The following is a 9,795-nucleotide window of genomic DNA, read 5'->3' as shown; positions in this document are numbered from 1 at the left end:
CTAACAGCCGGGGGGATTACCGGAGCAACTGGAGATCGCCCGGCTGAAGCGTGAACTGACCGATGCGCGTGAGGAGAACCAAATCCTAAAAAAAGCGGAGGCGTACTTCGCCAGCCAGTCCAAGCGAGGTACGCCTGGATCCACGGGCAACGGGTAAACCATCGCCTCAGGTTGCTTTGCCGTTGCCTGCAGGTTTCCTGCAGTGGTTACCACGCGTGGCGCACGCGCTTGCCGAGTCGCCGGGCCACGCAGGACGTACTACTGGGCGCGACCATTGCCAGCGTGCATCACGAGTGTCGGGCGGCTTACGGCAGCCGTCGACTGTGGCGCGAGCTGCAGTCACGCGGTATCCGCTGTGGGCGACATCACATGGACAGGCTGCGGCATCGACACGGTTTGATGACCCATCGCCGTAAACGTTTCCTGCGAGCTCATCGGGCTTACAACGCAACACCGGCGGCGCCACGTTTGCTGCAGTGGCCTTTCCATGCAACAGCGCCATGCCAGGCTTGGGTAGGCGACATCAGCCAGATATCGACCCGCGAAGGCATCCTCCACTTGGCCGTCATCCAGGACGTCTGCACGCGAAGAATTGTGGGCTGGGCAATGAGTCATCTGCAGCTGGCCAAGCTGGCTGAAGACGCCCTGGACATGGCGCTGCTGCAGTGTCGGCCAAGGCCAGGCCTGACCCTTCACCACGACCAAGGCAGCCAATACCGGAGCCTCCACTACAGGGCAAAAACGGCGAAAGCAAAAATAAGGCTGAGCATGAGCCGGCCCGGCATGCCCTATGACAACGCCATGATCGAGAGTTTCTTTGCGAATCTGAAGCTGGAAATCAATGACGGCCGCCCGTTTAAAACCCGGGAGGCCGCCAGAACTGCGATCTTTGAGTACATCGAAGTGTTCTATAACAGGGCCAGGCTGCATTCCGGGCTGGGCTACACCACGCCGTTACAAGCCGAACAGCAATATCAACCGGTCAGGACTGTCCCCTGACTACCCTGTCCACAAAACACGGGTCACTCCACTCTGACCCCTGTTTTGCCAGCTACGAAGCCGCGGCTACTCTCTTGCGCGCCTTACGTGCGCCATGAGGCCTTTCAAGATGGATCTCGTAAGGCTCTCCCACTTGCACCTTAGTCAAGAGTGCGACCGCAGCCTCACTGTATTTATGTATGACTGTATTAGTTCCAGACTTAACCGCGATATGAAACTGGTTATCGCTTGAGCATAGATCAACATCCTTTTCTGCCTTGATCTGGTCAATCAGTTTCCTAGCACCATGCCAGCTCGGAAATCCCAGTTTCCTTCCCAGTGCCGTTGTCAAATAAGGATAGGTAGCATTGAAGGTTTGTGGATCCGACAAAGACGTTATGCCGAGCAGACGAGGAAGCTCACTATCGCTGTTGGCTGCTTGCTCAAGAGTTCCGAAGTCCACTTCAAGCGTCATCTTCGGAATATCGTGCCTCACAAGATTATACGTTCGTGCCATCAACGCCCGAAGAATCTTTGGGTTAACGTTCTCAACCCCTTCAGAGGCAGCGAACGCATCAAACACCCACGTCAAGTCATTAGCCTGCATGCAATGCACGCGCATAGAACGTCCATCTCGCAGATCAAGAACTGCCTGCCTTGCTGGATACGATGACTCGTCCACTAAGGGGTCGTGAACTACATAAAAAATATTAGGAACTAGCTCGCCGTTCCCACCCAAAATCTCATCGATGTCTCTCAAAATCTCGATGACGTTGTCATCTTGGGCCGCATATCCAACAATCACAACAGGATGCTCAAGGAAAAAAGTCAGCAGCTTCGCCGAAAGATACTTCTTCCTAAGGCACCACTTTTCGTAATCCTCGTGAGTCAGAACCAGCTCACGAGGTTCATCTATCGATCCGTGTATCTTGAAAATTTCGCCGATCATCATACTCGCCGCACGAATGATCTTCTGACCAACAATCGGCGTGTATTCGGGAAAGACCTCTTCCAGCATGAGGTCATAGTTCGTAGTTATGATTGAGTTGGGACGAACTTTCCTAAGAGCAGAGATCTCCGCCAGAAGGTCACCATCAACGTCAATAATGCTGCCCACCGAGCTCTTGACGACATCCGCAACGTGATACTTAAGGTAGATATCCTTTGATACATCTTCTGCGAAGAGCTCTGGAGGAAAGCCCTCTCGTCCTACTCCCCACGCAAACCGTTGGTACGGATCAACTAGCACGCTTCCGACCTTTGGAAGCGACCCCTCACGCTGCTGCAAGTAAGGCAATTCATCTTCGATGAGAGGATTCTCCGCAATGACCCTAGCTAGCAACTCTTTCCAGCTCGGCCCACCCCCATAGCGTTTCGCAATACCGCTTCCTACAAAGAGCACTGGCTGGCAGCCGAGGTCGCGCAAACACTCCTGTGCAACCAAAGTCTGCTCAGCGATATATTCTGCGTAAGTCGGCATCCCCACTCCCATTGCACGATATACATAAAAGCTGGGCCAGCTCACTACTGACCTGGCCCAATTCGGTTTATCAAAAAACAGTCGCGACTTATCTCAACCGCACTTGCTATACCCACAATTCAAACAAGTCTGGCAGCCATCCATCACCACCAGCGCCTTGGTGCTGCACTTGTGACACATGGTCGCCGCGGCCGGGAAACTGCCGTTGTCGGCACTGGCGTCCTCGCCCGCTTCCACGGCGGCAACCGCGACGGTTACGGCTTCAGCGTTTTTTTTTGAGTGTTCCTCGAACTGCTTGCGCTTCTCGGCGATCAGCGCGCGCTGGTGCGCGCTCATTTCCGGATCGTGCAGCAGGCCGATCGACTTCATGTGCTCTTCGACGATGAAGCCCAGCTCGGCCACCAGCGACGGCATGTACACGCCACCGGCCTTGAAGTAGCCGCCCTTCGGGTCGAACACGGCCTTCATCTCATCGACGATGAAGGTGACGTCGCCGCCCTTGCGGAACACGGCCGACATGATGCGGGTCAGCGCCACGATCCACTGGAAATGCTCCATCGACTTGGAGTTGATGAAGATCTCGAACGGACGGCGCAGCTCGTGCTGGGTGTCGGCGTTGAGCACGATGTCGTTGATGGTCACGTAGAAGGCGTGCTCCACCAGCGGTGATTTGATCTTGTAGGTGCTGCCGATCAGCACTTCCGGGCGCTCGATGCGCTCGTGCATGTGCACGATGTTGTCCAGCGGCGAGGCGTCCTGGACCACGGCAACCGGGGCGCTGGCCGCTGCTTCCCGGGCTTTGTCGTCCGGAGTGACGACGGAGTAACCCTTGATTTTCTTGTCGATTTTGACGGCCATGGTGCGTGTCCTGGATATGCGTGGTGGTGCGGGGTATGCGGCAGCAACCCCGTCCTCGCGGTGAGGACGGGGCGCGCGGTGCGACTTACTTGCGAGCGGCCTTCTTGACCGCTTTCTTCACGGTCGCGGCCTTTTTGGCAGCGGTCTTTTTGGCGGCCGCGGCCTGCTTGACGACCTTCTTTTCAACTTTCCTCACCGCTTTCTTGGCGGTGGCGACCTTCTTGACCGCCTTTTTCTCGGCAGTCTTTACCGCCTTCCTGGCGGCGGCGACTTTCTTGACCGCCTTTTTCTCGGCAGTCTTCACCGCCTTCCTGGCAGCGGCGACTTTCTTGACCGCCTTTTTCTCGACGGTCTTCACCGCCTTCCTGGCGGCAGCGGTCTTTTTGACCACGGCCTTGGCCACCTTCTTCTCGGTGGCCTTCACTGCCTTTTTGGTGGCAGCGGCTTTCTTGGTCACGGCCTTGGCGACCTTCTTCTCGGCGGTTTTGACCGCCTTTTTCGCCGAGGCCGCCTTGCTGGCCGCGGTCTTCTCGACCTTGGCCAGGGCCTTCTTGGCCGCGGCGCGCTTGCCGGCGCCCTGCTTCTTCAGCGCGGCCGCTTCGGCCTGGGCGTTGACCTTGGCCGTTTCCAGCTTCTTGCGTACCGAGGAGACGGTCTTCTTCACTTCCTTGCTGGCGGCGGCCGCCTTCTTGGCGACGACCTTCTCGGCCTTGGCCACGGCCTTCTTCACCTTGGCGACCTGCTGCTTGGCGCCGGCCTCGGCTTTGCGGGCGCGGGCCTTGACTGCGACAACGGCGTCGCTGGCGGTGACCGCCAGGCTGTCTCCCAGATGGGCGGTGGTTTCTTTCACAGTCTCGACAACCTGGGAAACGGTCGCCGTCACACCATTACCATTGCTCATAAAGCCCTCCTCAGGGCGTCGGGTCTGTAACGTGGGCGATGCTATCTCGAAGCCGATGCAACGTGGAACTCACGCGGTACAACCCGATGGCGGCGACCATCGCGTCACCGCCCCGCCGCAGCGGCGGGACGGCCGGGACATTACTCAGAACTTGCCGTAATACCCTTCTTTCAAGGCATCGAACAGGTTGGCGGCGGTGTGCATTTCGCCGTCGTATTCGATCTGCTCGTTGCCCTTGACCTCCACCGTGGAGCCGTCTTCCAGCTCGAAGCGGTAGGTGGTGTTTTCCAGGTCCGCTTCCTTGACCAGCACACCCTGGAAGGCGGCCGGGTTGAAGCGGAACGTGGTGCAGCCCTTCAGCCCCTGCTCGTGGGCGTAACGGTAGATGTCCTTGAACTGCTCGTACGGGTAGTCGGTCGGGACGTTGGCGGTCTTGGAGATCGAGCTGTCCACCCACTTCTGTGCGGCTGCCTGCACGTCCACGTGTTCCTTGGGCGAGATGTCGTCGGCGCTGATGAAGTACTCCGGCAGCTGCGCGTCGGCGCCTTCGGCAAACGGCATGGCCTTGGCGTTGACCAGCGCGCGGTAGGCCAGCAGCTCGAAGGAGAACACGTCCACCTTCTCCTTGGACTTCTTGCCTTCGCGGATCACGTTGCGGCTGTAATGGTGCGCGAACGAGGGCTCGATGCCGTTGGAGGCGTTGTTGGCGAGGCTCAGCGAAATCGTGCCGGTCGGGGCGATGGAGCTGTGATGGGTGAAGCGCGCGCCGGTTTCAGCCAGTTCCTTGACCAGTTCCGGGGCGACGGTGGCGATGCGCTGCATGTAGCGGCTGTACTTGGCGTGCAGCACCTTGCCGGCAATCTTCTGGCCGACCTTCCAGCCGTCCTTCTTCATTTCCGGACGCTGGCGCAGCATCGCGGCGGTAACGGTGAACTGCTCGTCCATGATCGGCGCGGCGCCCTTCTCGCGGGCCAGTTCCAGACCGGTTTCCCAGCCGGCCACGGCCATGTCGCGGGCGATGGCTTCGGTGAATTCGCACGATTCCTTGGAGCCGTACTTCATCTGGAGCATGGTCATGGTGCTGCCCAGGCCGAGGAAACCCATGCCGTGGCGGCGCTTGCGCATGATCTCGTTGCGCTGCTGCTCCAGCGGCAGGCCGTTGACCTCGACCACGTTGTCGAGCATGCGGGTGAACACGCGCACCACTTCCTTGTACTCGTCCCAGTCGAAGCTGGCCTTGTCGGTGAACGGATCGCGCACGAACTTGGTCAGGTTGACCGAGCCCAGCAGGCAGGCGCCGTACGGCGGCAGCGGCTGTTCGCCACACGGGTTGGTGGCGCGGATGTTTTCGCACCACCAGTTGTTGTTCATCTCGTTGACGCGGTCGATCAGGATGAAACCCGGCTCGGCGTAGTCGTAGGTGGAGACCATGATCATGTCCCACAGGTGGCGGGCACGGATATGGCCGTAGACCTTGCAGGCGACCAGGCCATCGTCGCGGACGATGTAGTTCTCGTGGGTCGGCCAGTCACGCCAGACCACGTCCTCGGCCTTGGCCAGGTCGATGTCGCCGTGTTCCTTGGTATTGAACGGGAACACCAGCGGCCAGTCGGCATCGGTCCTGACCGCCTCCATGAAACCGTCGGTGATCAGCAGCGACAGGTTGAACTGGCGCAGGCGCCCGTCCTCGCGCTTGGCGCGGATGAAATCCTTCACGTCCGGGTGCGACACGTCGAAGGTGCCCATCTGCGCGCCGCGGCGGCCACCGGCACTGGACACGGTGAAGCACATCTTGTCGTAGATATCCATGAAGGACATCGGACCGGAGGTGTAGGCGCCGGCGCCGGCGACGAATGCGCCGCGCGGGCGCAGCGTGGAGAACTCGTAGCCGATGCCGCAGCCGGCTTTCAGGGTCAGGCCCGCTTCGTGGACCTTCTCCAGGATGCCGTCCATCGAGTCGGTGATGGTGCCCGACACGGTGCAGTTGATCGTGCTGGTGGCCGGCTTGTGTTCCTGCGCGCCGGCATTGGAGGTGATGCGGCCGGCCGGGATGGCACCGCGGCGCAGCGCCCAGACGAAACGCTCGTACCAGTAGGCGCGCTTCTCGTCACTGGCTTCGGCATCGGCCAGGGCACGGGCCACGCGCTGGTAGGTACCGTCGATATCGGCATCCAGCGCTTCACCCGCCTTGGTCGTGAGGCGGTACTTCTTTTCCCAGATGTCCTGCGAGGCAGGCTGCAGAGGGATCAGGTCCGATTTGGTTTGATTGCTGACCACTTCAAGACGCACCGTGCTCATGATTATGGAAATTCTCTTCAAGGCGCCATGGGGCGCGATTTGGCTCTTCCCCGGCGGGCCGGGCGGCAACGACGACGACGCACAGCCGCGTGGTTACGCGCCTGCTGGCGGGATGAGGGGACTCCGGGGACTACCGGTTATCTGCATCGTTTTCGCTGTCATTGCACGCCTTCCGCTGGGGTGCTCGCCCCGAGCATAACCCTACTGCTTGGGGGCGCGTTTCACATCAACCCAATATCTTGTGGCTGATGGCGAGGCCAAGCTTACCCAGCGGCAAGGTGATGTCAAACGAAAAATCTGCCGCCAGCCCCTTGCAATCGGCGAAGCGCTTGCCGGCCTTGGGATTGCGGCGGTGCGGAATATTTCATTGTCGATTTAGCCGTCGCCGGCCACACTCGCGTTCAGTGAATTCCGCCCCATCCCGACGCGCCCGCTGGCGCCTGTGCACGGAGCTACCGCACTTATGCGACCGATCCCCACTTTGCTGACTCTGGCCCTGGCCGCCGCCTTCGGTGGCTTCACCGCCACGGCGATCAACGCCCACCTGGACAACCGTGCCGATGCCGCGCCGCTGGCCAGCGCGCTGCCGGCCACGGCCGCATTGCCGGCCTCGGTGGCCGGGCAACCGCTGCCCTCGCTGGCGCCGATGCTGGAGCAGGTGATGCCGGCCGTGGTCAGCGTCAATACCAAGCAGGTGGTACGGGTGCGCAACCCCTACTTCAACGATCCGTTCTTCCGCCGCCTGTTCCCGCAGGTGCCGGCCGAGCGCATCAACGAGTCGCTCGGCTCGGGCGTGATCATCGATGCGGCCAAGGGCTATGTGCTGACCAACCACCATGTGATCGAAAACGCCGACGATGTGCAGGTGACCCTGGCCGACGGGCGCACGGTCAAGGCCGAGTTCCTCGGCTCCGATGCCGACACCGACATCGCGCTGATCCGCATCCCGGCCGAGAAGCTCACCGAGATCCGCCTGGGCAACAGCGACCAGCTGCGCGTGGGCGACTTCGTGGTCGCCATCGGCAACCCGTTCGGCTTCAGCCAGACGGTGACCAGCGGCATCGTCTCGGCGGTGGGCCGCAGTGGCATCCGCGGGCTGGGCTACCAGAACTTCATCCAGACCGACGCCTCGATCAACCCGGGCAACTCCGGCGGTGCGCTGGTCAACCTGTCCGGCCAGCTGATCGGCATCAACACCGCCAGCTTCAACCCGCAGGGCAGCATGGCCGGCAACATCGGCCTGGGCTTGGCCATTCCCTCCAACCTGGCGCGCGACGTGGTCGAGCAGCTGATCACCAAGGGCGTGGTGGTGCGCGGCACGCTGGGCGTGGAAACGCAGAACCTGAGCCCGCAGATCGCGCAGGGCCTGGGACTGGCCGAAGCACGCGGCGCACTGGTGACGCGGGTGCTGCCCGCCTCGGCGGCGATGGCCGCCGGGCTGAAGGCCGGCGATGTGATCACCGCGATCAATGGCCAGCGCGTGGACAACGCGCAGGCGCTGCACAACTTCGAGGGCCTGCAGCCGGTGGGCCGCACGGTGGAGTTGGAAGTGCGTCGCGACAGCAGAGCGCTGCAACTCAAAGCCACCTTGAAGGAACAGCCGCGTGCGATCAGCGGCGAGACGCTGGATCCGCGCCTGAGCGGCGCGACCTTCGCCGATCTGCCCGAGTCACTGCGTCAGGCCGGCCTCAACGGCGTGCTGGTCAGCAACGTGGCACGGGGCAGCCGCGCCGCACAATCGGGGCTGGCCAGTGGCGATGTGATTCTTGCCGCCAGCAGCGGCGAGTTCACCGATCTGGCCAGCTGGCGCGCCAGCTTCCAGCCGCGCCCGCCGCAACTGGCGCTGAGCATTCTGCGCGGCAACACGCGCGGTCAGCTGTTGATGCGATGATGGTTCATCGTCCGTAACGCGCCTTACACCCCGCGACTGGTATTTCTGGACGTCCGCTGCAACCCGCGCGCCGCCTCGCGGCGCTCCCACTGAAACCAGGAGATCACGATGAGCCCCACCAATACCGAAAACATGAAAGAGCATCTGGGCGAGGCCGGCGCGCACCTGAAGTCGGCCGCGAATGCCGCCGGTTCGGCGGTCAAGGGCGCCGCCGGCGCCGCCACTGACGAACTGCGTCTGGGCAAGGCCAACATGAAGGCCGAGCTGTCTGACAGCGCCCTGTCCGGCCTGGCCGCGGCCGAGCTGGGCGGTGCCGCCGCCAAGGAACAGATGGACGCACTGATGGACAAGAGCAAGGATCTGATCGACAGCGCCGCCGAGCTGATCCGCGAGCGGCCACTGGCCTCCTTCGGCGTGGCCTTCGCCGCCGGCTGGATCATCGCCAAACTCGCCCGCAGCAACGACTGACCGGCGTGAGCGAACACGCCACACCGCCACCGGGTGAACCGGCAGGAGCGGATGCGCCAGCCCCCGGACTGGAAGAGAGCATCCGCCAGATCGGCAATGCCGGTCGCCAGACGCTGGATTCGGCCTCGCACACGTTCCGTTCGCTGCGGCGCCTGGCCTCGGCCGATTTGGCCCTGGCCCGCAGCGCCTTCGGCCGTGCCCTGGCCTGGAGCGGGGTGGCGATCGTGTTCGGCGCCTCGGCGTGGCTGCTGCTGGCCGCCACGCTGGTCGCGTTGCTGCAGTACCTGGGCCTGTCACTGTTCATATCGCTGCTGGTCCCCACCCTCGCCAGTCTGGCGATGGCCGGCTATGCGATCTGGCGGGTGTCGTACTTCTTCCACCACACCGGCATGCATGCCACCCGCCGGCAGCTGTCGCGGATGGGCCTGTTCGATGAGCCCGGCGATGAAGATCCCGATGCCCACGTGACCGTGCCCGGGGACAACCCGCCATGAAGTTCGAAGTCCTGCAGCGCCGCGTGCGGCGCGCCGAAGCCGTGGTGCAGGTCCGCAGCACCGAAACCCTCAGCCAGTGGAATTTGCTCAACCACGTCTGGCGGCGCGCCTGGACCCCCGGACGCATCGTCATCGCCGGCCTGGCCGGCGGCTTTGCGGCCGGCAAGCTGGAGCCCGGTGGCGCCTTCAGCGGTGGCCGCTGGCTACAGATGATCGGCTCGGTCTCCGGACTGGTGGCCTCGGCACAGGCCTCGGTGGCTTCGTTTGCGGCCGCGGCCGCGGGCATGGCGGCGCAACAGGCCAGCGCTGCGGCCGATGATGCCGGGCAGGCGGCCGAAACCGCCGCTTCGACCGGTGCCGCAGCCGCCGACCCCGTGCAGCCACGCGCGGCCGAAGCCGCCACCGACGTATCAGAGTCCTGAGCTCC

The 9,795-nt window shown here is 62.4% G+C and carries 8 protein-coding genes and 1 pseudogene; 5 read left to right on the top strand and 4 right to left on the bottom strand.

Features of this window, described 5'->3' with window-relative positions:
• Positions 1-99: 99 nt before the first annotated feature.
• Positions 100-999: pseudogene (locus ARC78_RS16270) on the top strand (IS3 family transposase); the annotation flags it as partial.
• A gap of 52 nt (positions 1,000-1,051) precedes the next feature.
• Here ARC78_RS16270 and ARC78_RS04950 read toward each other — a convergent pair.
• The 4 genes from ARC78_RS04950 to ARC78_RS04935 all read right to left on the bottom strand — a co-directional run bounded on the left by ARC78_RS04950 (position 1,052) and on the right by ARC78_RS04935 (position 6,515).
• Complete coding sequence (locus ARC78_RS04950) at positions 1,052-2,458, bottom strand: SIR2 family protein (protein ID WP_054659023.1); 1,407 nt, start codon at positions 2,456-2,458, stop codon at positions 1,052-1,054.
• Between the two features lie 93 nt (positions 2,459-2,551).
• The gene (locus ARC78_RS04945; RefSeq protein WP_057505857.1) at positions 2,552-3,316 is read right to left on the bottom strand and encodes a TSCPD domain-containing protein; all 765 of its coding nucleotides are present in this window, start codon (positions 3,314-3,316) and stop codon (positions 2,552-2,554) included.
• Between the two features lie 85 nt (positions 3,317-3,401).
• Positions 3,402-4,217, bottom strand: a complete 816-nt coding sequence (locus ARC78_RS16750; RefSeq protein WP_057505856.1) for a hypothetical protein — start codon at positions 4,215-4,217, stop codon at positions 3,402-3,404.
• Positions 4,218-4,361: 144 nt separating this feature from the next.
• Positions 4,362-6,515, bottom strand: a complete 2,154-nt coding sequence (locus ARC78_RS04935; RefSeq protein ID WP_054659017.1) for an adenosylcobalamin-dependent ribonucleoside-diphosphate reductase — start codon at positions 6,513-6,515, stop codon at positions 4,362-4,364.
• Between the two features lie 463 nt (positions 6,516-6,978).
• Here ARC78_RS04935 and ARC78_RS04930 point away from each other — a divergent pair, with 463 nt between their 5' ends.
• The 4 genes from ARC78_RS04930 to ARC78_RS04915 all read left to right on the top strand — a co-directional run bounded on the left by ARC78_RS04930 (position 6,979) and on the right by ARC78_RS04915 (position 9,790).
• Entirely contained in the window at positions 6,979-8,406 is a 1,428-nt protein-coding gene (locus tag ARC78_RS04930) for a Do family serine endopeptidase (RefSeq protein WP_057505855.1), read from the top strand.
• Positions 8,407-8,514: 108 nt separating this feature from the next.
• The gene (locus tag ARC78_RS04925) at positions 8,515-8,874 is read left to right on the top strand and encodes a hypothetical protein (RefSeq protein WP_054660582.1); all 360 of its coding nucleotides are present in this window, start codon (positions 8,515-8,517) and stop codon (positions 8,872-8,874) included.
• Between the two features lie 5 nt (positions 8,875-8,879).
• Positions 8,880-9,368 carry a hypothetical protein gene (locus ARC78_RS04920; RefSeq protein ID WP_057505854.1) on the top strand — a complete coding sequence of 163 codons (489 nt, stop codon included), beginning with the start codon at positions 8,880-8,882 and terminating at the stop codon, positions 9,366-9,368.
• Positions 9,365-9,790, top strand: a complete 426-nt coding sequence (locus tag ARC78_RS04915; RefSeq protein ID WP_057505853.1) for a hypothetical protein — start codon at positions 9,365-9,367, stop codon at positions 9,788-9,790. Before ARC78_RS04920 ends, ARC78_RS04915 begins: the two co-directional genes overlap by 4 nt.
• The last annotated feature ends 5 nt before the right edge of the window (positions 9,791-9,795 follow it).

The organism is Stenotrophomonas pictorum JCM 9942, assembly GCF_001431585.1.
GTDB classification, from domain to species: Bacteria; Pseudomonadota; Gammaproteobacteria; order Xanthomonadales; family Xanthomonadaceae; genus Stenotrophomonas; species Stenotrophomonas pictorum.
Note: the sequence above shows the minus strand (reverse complement) of the source record. Positions and strands in the feature narration are given on the sequence as shown.

Coding starts and splice junctions, on each gene's coding strand:
- ARC78_RS04930 (WP_057505855.1), top strand. CDS start 6,979: ATGCGACCGATCCCCACTTTGCTGACTCTGGCCCTGGCCGCCGCCTTC.
- ARC78_RS04915 (WP_057505853.1), top strand. CDS start 9,365: ATGAAGTTCGAAGTCCTGCAGCGCCGCGTGCGGCGCGCCGAAGCCGTG.
- ARC78_RS04925 (WP_054660582.1), top strand. CDS start 8,515: ATGAGCCCCACCAATACCGAAAACATGAAAGAGCATCTGGGCGAGGCC.
- ARC78_RS04950 (WP_054659023.1), bottom strand. CDS start 2,458: ATGCCGACTTACGCAGAATATATCGCTGAGCAGACTTTGGTTGCACAG.
- ARC78_RS04945 (WP_057505857.1), bottom strand. CDS start 3,316: ATGGCCGTCAAAATCGACAAGAAAATCAAGGGTTACTCCGTCGTCACT.
- ARC78_RS04935 (WP_054659017.1), bottom strand. CDS start 6,515: ATGAGCACGGTGCGTCTTGAAGTGGTCAGCAATCAAACCAAATCGGAC.
- ARC78_RS16750 (WP_057505856.1), bottom strand. CDS start 4,217: ATGAGCAATGGTAATGGTGTGACGGCGACCGTTTCCCAGGTTGTCGAG.